General features: G+C 41.6%; 18 protein-coding genes. 4 read left to right on the forward strand and 14 right to left on the reverse strand.

Annotated elements, in window-relative coordinates:
• Positions 1-102 precede the first annotated feature (102 nt).
• The 3 genes from PJ15_RS05635 to PJ15_RS05645 all read right to left on the reverse strand — a co-directional run bounded on the left by PJ15_RS05635 (position 103) and on the right by PJ15_RS05645 (position 2,419).
• Positions 103-681, reverse strand: a complete 579-nt coding sequence (locus PJ15_RS05635) for a 1-acyl-sn-glycerol-3-phosphate acyltransferase (RefSeq protein ID WP_047428824.1) — start codon at positions 679-681, stop codon at positions 103-105.
• Between the two features lie 111 nt (positions 682-792).
• The gene (locus PJ15_RS05640) at positions 793-1,758 is read right to left on the reverse strand and encodes a 2-hydroxyacid dehydrogenase (RefSeq protein WP_047428826.1); all 966 of its coding nucleotides are present in this window, start codon (positions 1,756-1,758) and stop codon (positions 793-795) included.
• A 16-nt stretch (positions 1,759-1,774) separates the two neighbouring features.
• Positions 1,775-2,419 (reverse strand): hypothetical protein, encoded by a 645-nt coding sequence (locus PJ15_RS05645; protein WP_047428828.1) that lies wholly within the window; start codon positions 2,417-2,419, stop codon positions 1,775-1,777.
• A gap of 280 nt (positions 2,420-2,699) precedes the next feature.
• Here PJ15_RS05645 and PJ15_RS05650 point away from each other — a divergent pair, with 280 nt between their 5' ends.
• Together PJ15_RS05650 and PJ15_RS05655 are read left to right on the forward strand one after the other, a co-directional pair.
• Positions 2,700-3,800, forward strand: a complete 1,101-nt coding sequence (locus PJ15_RS05650) for an MBL fold metallo-hydrolase (protein WP_047428830.1) — start codon at positions 2,700-2,702, stop codon at positions 3,798-3,800.
• Positions 3,801-4,016: 216 nt separating this feature from the next.
• The gene (locus PJ15_RS05655) at positions 4,017-4,652 is read left to right on the forward strand and encodes an SDR family oxidoreductase (protein WP_047428833.1); all 636 of its coding nucleotides are present in this window, start codon (positions 4,017-4,019) and stop codon (positions 4,650-4,652) included.
• A gap of 77 nt (positions 4,653-4,729) precedes the next feature.
• On the opposite strand, the gene PJ15_RS05660 is transcribed toward PJ15_RS05655, so the two are convergent.
• On the reverse strand, positions 4,730-5,326 hold the full coding sequence (locus PJ15_RS05660; protein ID WP_047428834.1) for an NAD(P)H-dependent oxidoreductase: 597 nt from the start codon (positions 5,324-5,326) through the stop codon (positions 4,730-4,732).
• 99 nt (positions 5,327-5,425) lie between these two features.
• Between PJ15_RS05660 and PJ15_RS05665 the strand changes: the two genes are divergently transcribed.
• Positions 5,426-6,337 carry a LysR family transcriptional regulator gene (locus PJ15_RS05665; protein WP_047428836.1) on the forward strand — a complete coding sequence of 304 codons (912 nt, stop codon included), beginning with the start codon at positions 5,426-5,428 and terminating at the stop codon, positions 6,335-6,337.
• Positions 6,338-6,390: 53 nt separating this feature from the next.
• On the opposite strand, the gene PJ15_RS05670 is transcribed toward PJ15_RS05665, so the two are convergent.
• The 8 genes from PJ15_RS05670 to PJ15_RS05705 all read right to left on the reverse strand — a co-directional run bounded on the left by PJ15_RS05670 (position 6,391) and on the right by PJ15_RS05705 (position 14,687).
• A complete protein-coding gene (locus PJ15_RS05670) occupies positions 6,391-7,317 on the reverse strand; it encodes an alpha/beta hydrolase (protein ID WP_047428837.1) in 927 nt (308 codons plus the stop codon).
• 237 nt (positions 7,318-7,554) lie between these two features.
• Positions 7,555-8,451, reverse strand: a complete 897-nt coding sequence (locus PJ15_RS05675; RefSeq protein ID WP_413772460.1) for an AraC family transcriptional regulator N-terminal domain-containing protein — start codon at positions 8,449-8,451, stop codon at positions 7,555-7,557.
• A 27-nt stretch (positions 8,452-8,478) separates the two neighbouring features.
• Complete coding sequence (locus PJ15_RS05680; protein WP_081402751.1) at positions 8,479-9,636, reverse strand: NADH-dependent flavin oxidoreductase; 1,158 nt, start codon at positions 9,634-9,636, stop codon at positions 8,479-8,481.
• 92 nt (positions 9,637-9,728) lie between these two features.
• Positions 9,729-10,643 carry an alpha/beta hydrolase gene (locus PJ15_RS05685; RefSeq protein ID WP_004770527.1) on the reverse strand — a complete coding sequence of 305 codons (915 nt, stop codon included), beginning with the start codon at positions 10,641-10,643 and terminating at the stop codon, positions 9,729-9,731.
• Between the two features lie 122 nt (positions 10,644-10,765).
• The gene (locus PJ15_RS05690; protein WP_047428840.1) at positions 10,766-11,644 is read right to left on the reverse strand and encodes an AraC family transcriptional regulator; all 879 of its coding nucleotides are present in this window, start codon (positions 11,642-11,644) and stop codon (positions 10,766-10,768) included.
• A 57-nt stretch (positions 11,645-11,701) separates the two neighbouring features.
• Positions 11,702-12,610: an AraC family transcriptional regulator gene (locus tag PJ15_RS05695; RefSeq protein ID WP_047428842.1), complete on the reverse strand. Its 909-nt coding sequence runs from the start codon at positions 12,608-12,610 to the stop codon at positions 11,702-11,704.
• Positions 12,611-12,772: 162 nt separating this feature from the next.
• A complete protein-coding gene (locus PJ15_RS05700; RefSeq protein ID WP_047428844.1) occupies positions 12,773-14,071 on the reverse strand; it encodes a Y-family DNA polymerase in 1,299 nt (432 codons plus the stop codon).
• Between the two features lie 4 nt (positions 14,072-14,075).
• Complete coding sequence (locus PJ15_RS05705; RefSeq protein WP_004770534.1) at positions 14,076-14,687, reverse strand: LexA family protein; 612 nt, start codon at positions 14,685-14,687, stop codon at positions 14,076-14,078.
• A 291-nt stretch (positions 14,688-14,978) separates the two neighbouring features.
• On the opposite strand from PJ15_RS05705, the gene PJ15_RS05710 reads away from it, so the two are divergent.
• Entirely contained in the window at positions 14,979-15,209 is a 231-nt protein-coding gene (locus tag PJ15_RS05710; protein ID WP_004770535.1) for a hypothetical protein, read from the forward strand.
• A 218-nt stretch (positions 15,210-15,427) separates the two neighbouring features.
• Here the strand turns inward: PJ15_RS05710 and PJ15_RS05715 are convergent, their stop codons facing one another.
• Complete coding sequence (locus PJ15_RS05715; RefSeq protein WP_004770538.1) at positions 15,428-15,655, reverse strand: hypothetical protein; 228 nt, start codon at positions 15,653-15,655, stop codon at positions 15,428-15,430.
• A gap of 318 nt (positions 15,656-15,973) precedes the next feature.
• The gene (locus tag PJ15_RS05720) at positions 15,974-16,306 is read right to left on the reverse strand and encodes a hypothetical protein (RefSeq protein WP_047429193.1); all 333 of its coding nucleotides are present in this window, start codon (positions 16,304-16,306) and stop codon (positions 15,974-15,976) included.
• Positions 16,307-16,334: the final 28 nt, after the last annotated feature.

Below are 16,334 nucleotides of genomic sequence, written 5' to 3' on the forward strand. Positions count from 1 at the left end.
ATATAGCATTGAAAAAAGGAGAAATTTGCAACAATGTGTTATAAAAGGCAGAAAAATCCTGCCTTATTTTATGATTTTTGCAAGTGACACAAATGATTGGGGCTAAATGTAACGCTGATCGACACTGAATTTTTCAGGGAATTTTGCATTAATCTCGGCATAGAACGACATGATTTCCGTCATATCTTTTTCATAATCCCCTGTCGGATAAACAATTTTTCCCACGCCTGTCTTTTTCTTGGCATAGTCCATATAAGCCAAGGCAATGGGTACACCCGCCGTAATCGCGACATGATAGAAACCAGTTTTCCATTGCTCCTGTTTTGCTCGCGTTCCTTCTGGTGTCACCAACATGACCAATTTAGGATGTGTCTTAAACAGATTGCTCATGAGCTGAACCATACTTGGACGTTCCTGACCTTCCAGCTTCACACTACGATCAATGCCAATTCCACCCATCGCCCGTACAAAAGGGCCAAATGGAAACTTCATATAGCTATCTTTGATGGTGATACGCACATTAACGCCGAGCGCTTTTAAAGCCAAACGTGCATAAAGCGCATCCCAGTTGCTGGTGTGCGGAGCAGCAATCATGACACATTGATCAATATTCAGATCCCAATGATTGTCAATTTCCCAGCCCATTAAACCTAAACTTTGTTCAGCTAATTTCTCAAACACCAGACGCCCCAAGATGAAGTCACAAAGGGCGCAAGTGTAGCAATATTCACCAGTTTAAAAAGATCGACTCGTGCAATAATGCAGCAATCAAATGCTCAGCATTGTAAGCAATTATTCGAATTTTGGATTGACTAGATAACGCGGCGTCCGATCTTCTAGAGCCTCAATCAGGTTTTGATAAGCAAGATTTACCATCTTCTTACGTGTTTCGGCTGTTGCTGAGCCTAGATGTGGCACAGTCACAGCATTGGGTAATTCGAATAAAGGAGAGCTTTGCAAAGGTTCTTTGGTATAAACATCCAGCCCCGCTGCAAAGATTTTGTTTTGCTGTAATGCATCAATCAATGCATTTTCATCGACCACTGAACCACGAGCAATATTGACGAATACTGCATGTTTCTGCATGAGATCAAACTCTGCTGCGCCAATCAGCGCTTTCGATTCAGTATTTAAATCAACGGCGACCACGATAAAATCAGACTGTGCTAACAGTTGATCAAGCTCCCGATATTGGGCATTGAAGGCTTGTGCAACTTCAATTTTTTCACGGCGGTTATGGTACAAAATATTCATATTGAAACCATAAAAACCTCGACGGGCAATGGCAGCGCCAATATTTCCCAAACCAATAATACCTAAGGTTTTTCCAAAAACATCGACACCAAATTGTTCAGTCGATACGGTACGTTTCCATTGCCCCTGTTTGGTCCATGCATCCAGATATGGAATTTGACGCGCTGCGCTGAGCAATAATGTAAAAGCAAGATCTGCCGTTGTTTCAGTCAATACATGCGGTGTATTGGCCAACCAGATTTTTCTATGATTCAGATAATTTACATCATAGTTGTCGTAACCTACCGAAACGGTAGAAATCACTTTTAGTTTTTGTGCTGGCGCTAAATTGCTTTCATTGAGTAAGCGCCCTGCTCCAATCATGGCATCGGCATCGACTACTTCAGTTCGGATTTGTTCATTGATATCACCAAGCTTGGGATTCAGTACCACCACCTGATAATCTTGCTGTAACTGCGCTATAACGTCCTGGTCTATCTGGCTAAATACAACGACTTTCTTCATTATTAAATTCCGCTCTTTATTGCATGAGCTGCCACAACCGTCGTTTTAATAAAGGTTGAGCCAGCATTTCTTCCAAACTCGCTAAATGTAATATATTAGAATGCTGAATAAAGTCCAGTTGACCTAAGCATAATATTTTTTTACTGGTGGCTGTCGCGTCCAGAAAACCTTGAATATATGAAGCCAGTCCTCGGCTTTCCTGAAAAGCAGCCAATGGAAATGGCCATTTCAACTCGGCATATTGTCCCAGTCTGGCCTTTTGAATATTTTGCCATAACTGGCGCTGTGCATCGTTTAACTGACTGCTTTCTAATAAAATGGCGCAGTTTTCCAAGACATACATTTGCAATTCAAATGCTGGAATCTGGGCGGTGATCACGATCTGTTCTTTTTCAGCGACCGCTTCTTTAACCACAACTTCTGCAACGACTTTCGCCTGTTGAGGACGTTCAATTTCTGTGACTGATGCTGTCTGTGGTGTGACTTGGATCTCTTGCGCAACGGATGCAGTCTCAAAGGTAAGCACAGGCACTTGTTGAATTTCTTCAACCACTTGATCTCGCCATAGGCTGGGTGCAGTATTTTTTTGACATACGACTTCCCTAGGAATCCAGACATCTATTCCTAAAGTTGCTAATACGTTTCTCTGCTGCCCGATCATCTTACCTACTCATTGTCTACACTTACAGTCATTTTCAATACTGTAACGTCCGATAGTCTAACATAAACCGACCTCCTCGAAATGGCTTCCTTTTGCTCAATCACGCCATTACATATTCAGTCTCATACAGAAAAGTCACATCTCATTCATTTAGGCAAATATTCAATAAAAATAGGCAACCTTTCATTCGTCGGCTTTTAGATAATATTTCATCATTTTGTCGCTTTGACTTTTTATTACTGTTGTATCGAATGCTCAAATGAAAAGGTTGACTCCATTTATGCTTATTCTTTTTGCGATCGCTGTGATGCTGCTTATTGTGAGCAGTTTCATCTATACGCAACAACCCTTATTTGGTAAAAGCCCTTCTGGCGAACGCTTGCAATTGATTGAAAGTTCTCCCAATTATCGCCAAGGCCAGTTTCGTAATTTAATTGAAAAATCGGGGATGAGTGAAGGTTCCAGTATTGTGGTCGAACTTTATAAGACCTTTATCAAAACCATTCCACATCGTAATCCGATTGACCCTATTCCTTCGATTAAGACCAATTTAAAAACACTGAATCCACAACAAGATGTCATGGTCTGGTTTGGGCATTCATCTGTGTTCATGCAGCTGCATGGCAAAAAGTTTCTGATTGATCCCGTCATGAGTGGCAAAGCCTCGCCTTTTCCTTGGGGCACACGCGCCTATAAAGGAACGGATATCTATCAGGTCGAGGATTTACCCGATATTGATTATTTACTGATTTCGCATGATCACTATGACCATCTGGACTATGACACCATTGTTAAACTCAAAGACAAGGTCCAATATGTCATTACAGGTCTGGGTGTAGGTGAACATTTCGAATATTGGGGTTATCCGCGTGACAAACTGATTGAAAGAGACTGGGGAGATAAAATTGAGTTCGATGATGGCATCCGTATTATCACTGAAACGACCCACCATGACTCAAGACGGGCTTTTGACGGCGGTAAAAACCTTTGGGTGTCCTTTGTGATCCAATCGCCTGATAAAAATATTTTCTATACGGGCGATGGTGGATATGACCAGCACTTTGCAGAAATTGGCAGGAAATACGGGCCATTTGATTGGGCCTTAATGGAAAATGGTCAATACGATCCAGCTTGGCGCTCAGTCCATTGTCATCCGGATGAAGTGGCTCAAGCCACAGAAGAACTGAATGCACGCAATATGATTCCTGTACATCATTCAAAATTCAGCTTAGCCAAACATGCATGGAATGAACCGATTACCCGTATTGTCGAATATTCAAGAACACGTAATTATCGCCTTGCAACACCAATGATTGGTGAACTGATTGAACTCGATAATGAACAGCAAGTCTTTCAACAATGGTGGAAAAATATTCGTTAACTGAACCTGTTTCATCCAGCCTCATTTCCATGAGGCTTTTTTATTCCCCCCCTATCACAGACATTTTCACAGCTTCGTCAGATTAGGCAAACAACCCTGCATTTCAGGTAATTCTCCCGTTTAACTTTAAGCTTAAATAGAACCATCAACACTCAAGAAGATGAGTCATAAATACCTATTTTCTTGGAAAATTATTTATATCGTTGGGAGTCCAAAATGAAACATGTGTTAATACTAGGCGCAGCAGGACAAATTGCTAGATGGGCGATTGAGATGTTGGCAAATGAGCCTGACCTCACACAAACACTCTTGCTTCGTGATGCAAAAAAATTAGGCTCGGATTTACCTGCAAATGCCAAGCTTATTGAGGCCGATGTGTTGGATCTGGAACAGCTAAAACAGGCGATGCAGGGACAAGATATTGTCTATGCAAATCTGGCGGGTGAATTAGAAGCACAAACGCAGAATATTATCACTGCAATGCATGCAGCTAGTGTAAAACGTATTATTTTGATCAATTCATTAGGAATTTATGATGAAGTCAAAGGCAAATTCGGTGAATGGAATAACAAGGAAATTGGTATTTATCTTGGTCCGTATCGTAGAGCAGCAGATTTATTAGAAACTTCTGATCTGGACTACAGTATTTTACGTGCAGCGTGGTTAACGAATGAAGATGAAATTGATTATGAAACAACTGAGCGTCATGAAAACTTTAAAGGTACGGTCGTTTCACGTAAAAGTGTAGCTGCGCTGGTGGTGAAAATTATCCAGACACCAAGCTTCGCCTCACGACAAAATTTAGGCATCAATAAACCGAACACAGATGCAGATCGCCCCTACTTTATGTAAAGGGGTAAAAAGAAACCGGACAGGCGTTGGAGCATTGTCCGATTCTGCCAAAGGAGCAGCAAAAGGAATAGGAAATTTTAAACTGCGATCTGCTGCGCTTTAAGATGAGCATCTTTTAAAGCATCTGTTCTTAACGCCGCCATATCCAGACCTTCAGCATAGATAAAATCAACCTGATGAATTCCCATCAAGCCTAAAACAGATTGAAGATAAGGTGTTACCACATCGGTCGCTTGCCCAACATGAATCCCACCGCGACTGCTCATCACAATGGCTTTTACCCCTTCTACCAAGCCTTGCGGATAGGTTTCTGTATATCTGAAGGTATGGCGGGCACGGGCAACCAGATCAAACCAGTTTTTCAATTGCGTCGGTACATTCAGGTTGTACATCGGTGCACCGATCAGCAATAGCTCAGTTGCCTTAAGCTCAGCAATTAATTCATCCGATAATTGAATAATTTCCTGAATTGACGTTGAGACATTTTCAGCACCACGTAAAGCATGGAAAATTTCAGCATCCAGTACAGGTAGATTTAAAGTGGTTAAATCGCGAACAATGACCTCATCTTGCATACCATTTTCAACACGTTGCTTTAAAAATGCATCAATTAAACGATTGGTTTGCGAGTTATCACCCATGATGCTCGATTTTAATACCAACACTTTCGCCATGTTTGTTCTCTATATCTTTGATGACGTCATCTTACTACTATATTTTATTCACCAGTAGTGATACTATTTCATAAAATTGATTCCAAAAACTCCACAATAATGCAAACAGAACTCAGCACGATTTCAATCTTTGTCGCCGTTGTTGAAGCTGGTAGCTTTTCCAATGCCGCAGAACAATTACATCTGACCCGTTCAGCGGTCAGCAAAAGCATTGCCCGTCTGGAAGATCGTCTTGGTGTCTCTTTATTTAAACGCACCACCCGCACATTAAGCTTAACTGCTGAAGGCACCTTATTTTATGAACACAGTCGTCGGGCCTTAATAGAAATTACTACAGCGGAAACCTTGCTGGATCAAGGTAAAATCAGTGCCACAGGCCTGTTAAGAATTTCAGCCCCTGCACTGTTTGGGCAACTCTATATTGCGCCCTTGATGGTTAACCTTGCGCAACAACATCCAGACTTACAAGTTGAGCTTTCTTTAAATGACCGAACTGTGGACTTGGTTGATGATGGTTTTGATCTGGCCATCCGTATTGGGACACTGCCAGATACCACCCATTTAGTCGCAAGGAAACTTGGGGATCATCGCATGTTACTTTGTGCGACACCTGAATATCTAAAGTACTCTGGCCCAGTAAATACACTGGACGACCTACAGCAACATACCACCATCGCCTATTCTTATTCGGGACATCTGCAAAAGTGGTATTTACAAGATGAAAATAAACAAGCTTATTCCCTAAAGCCCAAAGCCAAATTTATGCTCAATGATATGCAAGCCATTAAAAAGACGGCTTTATCGCATCATGGCATTGCGTGGTTACCAGACTGGCTCATCCATACCGAACTCCATGATGGTACTTTGCTACAAGTATTGGAAAATTACTCAAGTATATATTTCCCGATCCATGTGGTATGGCCGAACTCGCCTTATATGCCGCTCAAGACTCGCTTGGCTATTGATGAATTCGTCGACTGCTTACCGCAGCAACTGACCACGCCAATCTAAGGACTTTCCATAAAAAAGACAGGATAAACCTGTCTTTTTGCTTCACTTAAGGATTAAAGGTGTTGTTTAAAAAACGGAATGACTTTTTCTAAAGCTTTTGCTACAGACTCTGGCTGATCATACAATTCATAATGCGATGTATTTTCCAAAACCAAGAGTTCTTTCTGCTTTGAAGCGGCACGATTAAAAATTTCATAGCCATCCCGATAAGCACCAAACGCACCTGGCTTATCTCCAATCACGACCAAAATCGGTTGAGTAAGCAATATTTCTGATAAATGAAATGCATCCCACCCCAATGCCACACTCATCCGTGAAAATAAAGCACGGGTTGTACCATTCGGCTGTTGCCCTCGTGATGTTTTGTAGTAATCCGTTGCTTCTAATGGGTCGATATCGGTGATACCAGCTTGTTTACCAGCCTCCACTGAAGCAGGAAGAAAATCATTGACCAAGTGTACCGCACCATGCGCTTCAGCGGTACGCTGTTGTGCAATAGCATCAAGGCCATCAATTAAAGCCTGCCCTGTACCGCCATAGCCTTCACGCATCATCCGACCAAAATTTACTCCTGTAATTGAGGTAATCGCTTTAAGACGACGTTCAGTTAATGCTGCATTTAGCACATAAGCACCACCACCACAAACGCCTAATGCACCAATACGGTTTTCATCCACGAACTCTTGTGTGACCAGATAATCCACGGCATAGCGAATGTCTTCAACGCGATGATATGGGTTTTCGATAAATCGTGGTTCTCCACCACTTTCCCCTTGAAAAGAGGCATCCAGCACTAAAACTACAAAACCAGCTTCCGCCAAGGCTTGACCATACACATTGCCTGAGGTTTGTTCTTTACAGCTTCCGATGGGATGAACGCTGACAATAGCAGGATATTTCTTGCTTCGATCAAAATCATTGGGAAATAAAATATTTGCTGCCGATTCCCATGCCAAATTTTTATATTGAACTGCTTGCATGCTGAGTACCTCACCAGATGATTACGTATAACGAAAATCCGTGTTTTAGACTGGATTTTTGCTTTTCACGCAATGAGTATAGAATTGTAAAACCTGTTTAAATTGCCTATTTTGACGGGATATTTGCCTATTTTATTTATTCATACTGATTCAAAATTTAGTTATGATTTTCAAATAGATATAACAACCAGCGCCACCTAGTACGCTGACCCCTCATCTTCTCAAGCATTAAACTCTTTAAATCAGTTGTAAGTCCTGAATATCTCTTTGCGGTGCATTACCAAACAATCGTGAATATTCACGACTAAATTGCGAGGCACTTTCATAACCGACCAATCCAGCAGCATGTCCAACGTCCAGATGTTGATTCAACATCAAATGCCGTGCTTCTTGTAAGCGCAATTGCTTTTGATACTGTAACGGACTCATTCCTGTAATTTCACGGAAATGCTGTCTAAACGTGGAAGGACTCATATAAGCCTGCTCTGCCAGATCATCCATCCGAACTGCCTGCACAAAATTCTGCTTTAACCATGTCACAGCCTTGGCAATCTTCTGACTGACGGAACCCGTCTTGATCAACTGGCGTAAATAAATAGCATTTGCACCAGTGAGCAAACTGATCATGATCTCTTGTTGCAAGATTGGATAAAGCTGTGGCAATAGAACAGGCTCATTCAACAAATTCACTAAGCGCTGAATGGTCTCAAGTAATGCATAATCAATCATTTGAACACCAAATGAAGGATAAACTTGTTCATTCAGCTTTCCCTGTCCCATCTCGGCAACCATTTCCCGAATCAGTTGTAGATCCAGCTGTAACATCAACCCAAGAAAAGGCTGATGTTTTATACTATTTCGTGTATGACTAATCACAGGAATATCAATTGTGGTCAACATCGACTGTCCAGCGGTATAGGTCAGAATCTGCTGTCCCACAATGATTTGTTTCTCACCCTGTAACACCATGCCTAATCCCAGCTGGTAAATACAATGGGTCGCTTCTGGTTCAGAACGGCGATGCAAGGACAAGGCAGGAATCGCAGTTTGATGATCGCCATCCGTTGTAATGAGCTGGTTGACGGTCTGCACTAAAGCCGTCATCACCTCATTCTCATCTTCATGAAACATCATGCACTCTTACCTCCACCTAACCATGCCTCAAGCTTGCTTTGCTTTAGCCTGATAGAGCTTGAACCAACCTTCTCGTACCTGTATTTCCTGCCATAAATGATTTGGAATACTCAAATGAGGAACATCAGCAGGATTGAGTTCCACCGTAATTTCGTCATATCGCCCCTGTTGGACCAGCTCAACCCAGTTCGGATTCATGACTAATGCTTTACCAATGGCAATGAGTGGTAAACCTAAATCCAAAGCCTGTTCGGCCTGCTGCGGTGTACGTAACAAACCCGCAGCAATAACAGGAATACGATTCGCAACGCGTTGCAAGACCTGTTGAATGGTCAACTGCTGCTCAAGATTGTGTTTAGGAACAGCGTGTAACACATCGGTTAATGACACATGCAAATAATCAACACCATCGGCAATTAACTGATCGATCAGCGCCAAACTATCGGCAATCTCTAAACCCTTGTCCTCATATTCCTCAACAGAAATACGATATCCCAAAGCAAAAGGACGTTGCGCATGTTCCCGAATAATGCGCTTCACTTCCCCTACAACGGCTAGCGGAAACGCCATCCGCTTCTCTAATGAACCACCCCATACATCGTCACGCTGGTTATACAAAGGCGAAAAGAAATTCTGAATCATAAAGCCATGTGCACCATGCAGTTCAACGCCATCAAATCCAGCCTCTATCGCCCGACGCGTCGCCTCACCAAAATCACGGATTAACTGTAAAACTTCATCATGCGACAATGCGCGACTAGCAAGCTGCTGATGTTTAAATGGACCTGCGCTAATGGCGACAGCACTGGCGCTCACAATATCCGCGTCAGGAATCAGATCAGGAATGGCTTTGATGCCTGCATGAAAAATCTGCAAGATGGCGGGTGCACCACCACTTTTAGCCGCTTGGGCCAATTGCGCCAGACTTGGTGTGAACCGATCATCAAAACCAGCAAATTCACGGGTAAACCCAAGTCCGCTCTCCTGTACATGTGTACAACCTGTAATCACCAAGCCCACGCCTTTAACACGCTCACGCATGTATTCAAGTTCCTGAGTTGAAATAGTACCGTCATCATTTGCCGACCATGTGGTCATCGGTGCCATAACAATTCGATTACGCAAACTCAATTCTGGAGTTAGTTGAAAGGGCTGGAATAATTTAGAATTCACGGAGGACACCATTATTCATATTGAATTGGGGATTTTTCAGAAGTAGTAAGTTGGCCAGCAACCTGACCAACTCCAAATAGCGAGAATAAAATCAAAAATCAGAATTAAAGATTGGCCTGATAGAATGGAATCAGCTTATCTAGCGCAATCTTGACGGGTTCAGGCTTGTCATATAAGTCGTAATGCGACCAACCTTCAACCACAACCAGTTCTTTATTGGTCGATGCCGCACGATTGATAATTTCAAAACCATCACGATATGCACCAAAACCACCTGGCTTACTTCCCACCACAACCATCAAAGGTTGAGTTAATAAAATTTCTGCCAGATGGAATGCATCCCAGCCGACAGCAACCGCATTGTGAGAGAACAATGTTTTATTTACACCATTCGGTTTTTCACCACGTGCCGTACGGTAATATTCAGTTGCTTCTAAAGGATCAATATCGGCATGATCGGCTTTTGCAGCTTCTACCGTTGGATAGAGACCCTGATCGACTCGAAGCGCTGCGCCTCTGGCCTCAGCCGTTCTTTGTGCTGCAATAGCTTCTAAAAATGCAATCGGATTACCAGCGCTGGCTTCACGCATAACACGACCATAATTTGCGCCTGTAATCGTTCCTACTGCTTTAATACGGCGTTCGGTCATAGCGGCATTGATCGAGTAACCACCGCCACCACAAATGCCTAAGACACCAATTCGGTTTTCATCGATATAGTCCAGTGTAACCAGATAATCAACCACAACGCGAAAGTCTTCAACACGTAGCGATGGATCTTCAATATAGCGCGGCTCTCCACCACTTTCGCCCTGAAAGCTTGCATCAAATGCAATCACCACAAAACCAGCTTTGGCAAGGGCTTCACCATACACATTGCCTGAGGTTTGTTCTTTGCAACTGCCAATTGGATGTGCACTGATAATGGCTGGGTATTTTTTGTTTTGATCAAATGCAGGGGGAAAATATAGATCTGCGGCAATATCCCAATAGGTATTTTTGATTTTAACTGCTTCCATTTCATCACCTCTTGAATGTCGGAAATAGTAAACAAAGAAGTCTTTGCTGATGTGATCAGTTTAGAGACTTGCTACAAATCAAAGTTGCCTATTCTTGAAGATTGTTTGCCTATTTTGAGGATTTAATGCTGTAAATCTTGACGAGGACTGTTGCCGAACAATCGTGAATATTCACGCGTAAATTGTGACTGACTCTCATAGCCAACCAGATCAGCAATTTGCTGCACATTCATGGCTTGCGATAAATCCAGCTTTCGAGCCTCCTGCAATCTCAATTGTTTTTGATATTGCAACGGTGTCATACCCGTCACTTGCTTAAAATGATTTCTCAATGTCGCTGCACTGATATTTGCCTGTTCGAAAGCAGTTTCTATACAGTTTTCTTGAAGAAAGTGATTTCTTAACCACTGGATTACACTAAAAATATTCTGATCTGAAGCCTTTGCTTTCACCAGATTCCGCAAATAACGCCCATGTTCGCCAACCAGTAAACGGATAATAATTTCTTGCTTGATCAGTGGAGCGAGTTGCTCAACCAGTGTCGGTTGCTCGATCAGTCCGACTAGACGCGTTAACGCATCAACCAATCCATGATCCATAGATTCAATGGAAAATGCAGGAAGATTTTTGCGTTCTATCCCTTCATCCAATGTCTGCACTGTTTCAATAATCAGGTTCAGATCCAGGGCGAGCATCATTCCCAAAAAAGGTTCATGGTAAGAGGCTCGGGTTACGCGACTAATGGCAGGCAAATCAATCGTAGTGAGCATCGTTTGACCAGCGCCATAACGATACACTTTATCGCGGATAAGGACCTCCTTTTGTCCCTGCAACACAATACCCAACCCAAGTCCATAGATACAATGAATGGCCTGCTTGGCGGTACGACGATGCAAAGAGAATCCTGAAATTTCCGTCTGGAAATCTTCAATTTGAACCAGCCCATCGACTCTATGTGCTAAACCTCTGACTCGTTCTGATATCTGATCGGACTCATCCATCGCAAAACCTATCCACTTAAATCTCTCAAGTTACAGGGCCTATCCTATATTAAATAGCTATAAACCTTGTCGCATCCGTTGAATATCCCGCTGGGGCGATTCCCCAAATAAACGACTATATTCACGGCTAAATTGTGAGGCACTTTCATAACCAACCAGCCCCGCTGCCCGTCCTGCATCAACATTCTGATTAAACATCAAATGTCGGGCTTCCTGTAAACGTAGCTGCTTTTGATATTGTAAGGGACTCATGCCAGTCACAGCACGAAAGTGCTGCCTGAAAGTCGAAGGACTCATAAACGCTTTATCCGCCAAATCATCCATACGCATAGGTTGTACATAGTTATGTTTGAGCCAGCTCACCACCTGATGGATTTTATGATGTGCCGAACCTGATTTCACCAATTGCCGCAAATAGATTCCATGCGGGCCATTGAGTACCCGCACAATAATTTCTTTCTGAATCAGGGGAACCAGATGAGGAATCATCACAGGTTCATCTAGCACTTTCACCAATCGCAAAAATGCATCGACCAATGCTGCATCGACTGACTCCACGGAAAATGAAGGATGATTCTGGTCAGATTCTATCCATAATTCTTGAGGCATATCCGCAATGACCTGATTCACCATTTGTAAATCAAGTAACAGTAAAACGGCTAAAAAGGGCTTCTGCGGTGAAGCCTGAACAATATGGGAAGTAACTGGCAGATCAATCGTGGTCAGCATACTTTGCTCTTCCGAGCATTGATAGATCTGATCCCCAATAACGACTTGTTTCTGCCCCTGCAAAATTATGCCAATGCCTAGATTATAAATACAATGCGCACTGTCTGTCGGATGTTTGCGACTATGAAATGAAAGCTGTGGAATGTCCGAGACATGATCGCCCTGCACCTCTGTAAAACGTGCAATTGCGTTAATCAGTTGCTCGGTCGGTATATGTCTTTCTACAGAAATCGCCATACAAGGTGTCTATCCCAATAAAACGTTAAATCAGAACCAATAATTTGATATTAAAGCACTTTAATTTATGAAATGTACGTTGCGTGATATCACTTTCAGCTTAATCAAGCTGGGGGCAAAGAGTATATAAGGATTTGGTAATACCGATTACGATTAGAAATATTATAAAACTCTCAGAACTTCATCCCACTTGGTCAAATAACTGGGAGATTTATGATTCTGGGTCATACTCCATGTTCGTCCATGCGGCGTAATTAACCGGCCTAAAGTCATGGCATCCCGACCAAATTTTTTATTGATCTCATCAAAGGCCAGTGACAGGTTCCTTCGGGCGATCAGCTCATCCGTATCGTGGAATAGATCAACGGCATGACTACGTTGTGGAATAATATCCAGTAAAATCACTTCGGCTTTTTTATAGCGGTGTCCTGCCTGATAAATACGGTCCAGACCTTGTTGCACGGCTTTCATGATCTCAAGTCGATCATCACTATAATCCGCTAGATACACCACCGTAAACGGACGATAGTAATTTTCTTTATTAAAGCGATTGGTACGGATACTCACCCCGACTGCTTTACAGAGTAAGTTCTGTTGTCTAAGCCGCTCTACCGCACGCAAGGTAAATTCAGTTAAAGCTCCGCTTAGGCTATTCTTATCTTCAATCGGCTGACCAAAAGAACGGCTACTCAATACTTGCTGACGATCAGCGATCACATCTTCAATTTCCAGACAGGCCATACCCTGTAATTCTTTCACCGTATTTTCCATCAGCACTGAAAAATACTTTCCCATCATTTTGGGATCAGCTTGTACCAAATCCATGACCGAGTAGATATTCATTTTTTCCAGACGTTGCCGAATCTTGCGACCCACGCCCCAAACTTCACCAGCAGGCATGTTTCCCAGCAAGCTCTCAATCACACAGGGATCTTCAGCCACCATATTACAGACACCGTTAAAACAGGAATGGTTCTTGGCTAAATTATTGGCAAGTTTGGCCTGCGTTTTGGAATAGCCAATACCAATACAACATGGAATACCCAACCATTTTTTGATTGTGTCTATAATCTGTTGGGCATATTCACTTAAATCATAACAATGTTGATAGGCTGTCAATTCCAAAAAACTTTCATCTATCGAATAAATTTCCTGCTCACAAGGATCGACGAAATTACCCAATATATTCATGAAACGGCGTGACATTTCCGCATATAAGGCATAATTACTGGAAAACACCTCAACCTGATGTTGCCGGATAATGTCCTCAATCTGAAATACGGGTGCAGCCATTTTAATACCGAGTTTTTTGGCTTCATAAGAACGAGAAACTACACAACCATCGTTATTGGACAGCACCACCACAGGACGATTTTCTAACTTTGGATTGAACACGCGCTCACAACTGACATAGCAGTTATTCACATCAATCAAGGCAAAAATACGTTGTGGCAGACTCATCGGCTTATCTCATCGGTTTCAGGTTGTAAGTCACAACGCCCCAGATCAGTAGCTCTTGGCCTTCGCTAATATAAATATCCTGATAGTCAGGATTCTCGGCTTTTAACCAGACTTTTGGTGGATTGAAATGATGATCAATCATTAAACGTTTTACGGTAAAGTCATTGTCAATTAAGGCGATAACAATATCACCCGATTTGGCAGATAAACTGCGATCCACCACGAGAGGATCATCAATATCAATGCCCGCATCCAGCATTGAAAGCGAATTTGCCTTGACGATAAAAGTAGAGTTTTCATTACGAATTAAAAACTGATTTAAATCCAGTGCTTGTTCAATATGATCCTGAGCTGGTGATGGAAAACCCGCTGCAACACGTTCCGTTGCAAGCGGAATATGGTAAAGTCGATCATTATTGGCTTGTACATTTTGTATTTTCAATGAGGAGGTCAAATCAGAACGTGAGCCTGTTTTGACATTATTCCGTAACCAGTTTTTGATGAAATCAACTTGAGACTCAGGTACACGAATCACTTTTGTTGGTTCACTGAACTGTGCTTTTCGTCCAGCATTAGCTCTGGCGCCACCATGTTCAAATTCCGTTTTTTTGGTCATATCCCCCCCTTACCCAAGTCTAAAATGCGTTAAAATAATTTAACTTGAAAAAGTTACAAATTCAAGTTGACGGCCAATTAATTTTGCATAACAATAAATCCCATAGATCAGATTTTGGCTTGTTTAACTTAGACAAGGACGTAAAACAAAGCAAATTAATGATTTAAATGAATAACTTATGATTTTTCAACGGTTGTTTAAAAGAGTAAGTTATTGATCTGATTCATAAATATTTCTGATCTTTCAGCAGTTAGGTTTTATTCAAATATTTTTGATGTGGAGACATGAAAAATGAACAATCAACGTGATGCTATTTTAGGTTATGCAGACGAACAACATGCATATTTTATTCGTCTGATTGAAAACAATACCGTACTTGGCAATAGCTATGGGCTCTTTTGTGAAAGTCCAGACAGCGAAAGTGCCGAGAGTATTATGACCACACTTTTCCTCAAGAAATCCTTCTGGTTAAATGGTTCAGAATTTAATGATATCGTGAAAGGCCTCAACCCAATTACTTGATCCAGAACACCCTGAAAATGATATTTGATTTAGAAAGAGCTTGGACTCCGCACATCAACCCGCCAGCTCTTTAAATCATCTCCCTTGCAACACCCGAGATATTGATAGAATAAAAATAATTGATGAAGAAAACGATATTTTTATGATCGGCAACAACAGAACCCACTTATTTTAATGCTAAGTGGGTTTTCTATAACAGAAATGGAACTTTATTAAATTTAAACGAATCTTTTATCGTCCACAGGTGCAACGAGTTTATAGATTTTTCCATCTGCTTCACTTTCAAACAGCCAATCTATATTTGGATGAATAATATGCCCTTCGACTTCGATATGTTCGACACGTTTAAAAAACGGAATATCCTGATCTTCGAGGTCATTTAACTGGGCCACGACAATAGACTCATTTTCTTCTTGATCTTTTACGATGACTGTAATCTTATCCATAACAGTTCTCCCAATAATCTTGTTCATAGGACTATGGGAAATTTTCTATAAATTGTCGATCAAATGGTTGTAACAAGAGTTATAAGTATTATAGTTTTATTCTTAAAAGTGCTAAATCATTGAAATTAACTCTAAAATTATGGATTTTATTAATATTTAATTAACCATCGGGTTACAATGAAGGGAGGAAACGTTTCAAAATAATTCCAAGCACAATGTAATCACTTCGATATCGATATTTCGCTTTATCGCGTTTTGAAGCCTCAAATATTAGATCCAAACTTGCTTGATCAAATCCCTTTGATACTTGAGCAACGGCTATTTGCTTGCCACTTCCTCCGTAGTATTTTTCACTTTGGCTTTTTCTAGCGGCTGTTGCTGCGGTTCTTTTTCCACATCATTTCTGAGCTCAAGATATTCCCGCGCATCCTCTCTACGATGAATACCGCCTAACTTTAAGGCTTGTGTATCCACTTCCTCATTAATATTGGCTTTTTTCACAGATTGTTTAATAAGCGATTTTTTACTTTTGTCCGTAGAGATCTGAGCAGCGGGAACAGGCTCTAAATTCTGTAACTTTGCAGATGCATCAGCAGCAAAAGTCACTGTTGATATAATAAAAATAACCACAGAACATAGTGTCTTTTTCATTCTCAAGCCCCAATAATTTTTAATTTTA

Origin of the sequence: Acinetobacter sp. neg1 (assembly GCF_000788125.1) — a bacterium.
In the GTDB taxonomy this organism is placed as follows: Bacteria; Pseudomonadota; Gammaproteobacteria; order Pseudomonadales; family Moraxellaceae; genus Acinetobacter; species Acinetobacter vivianii.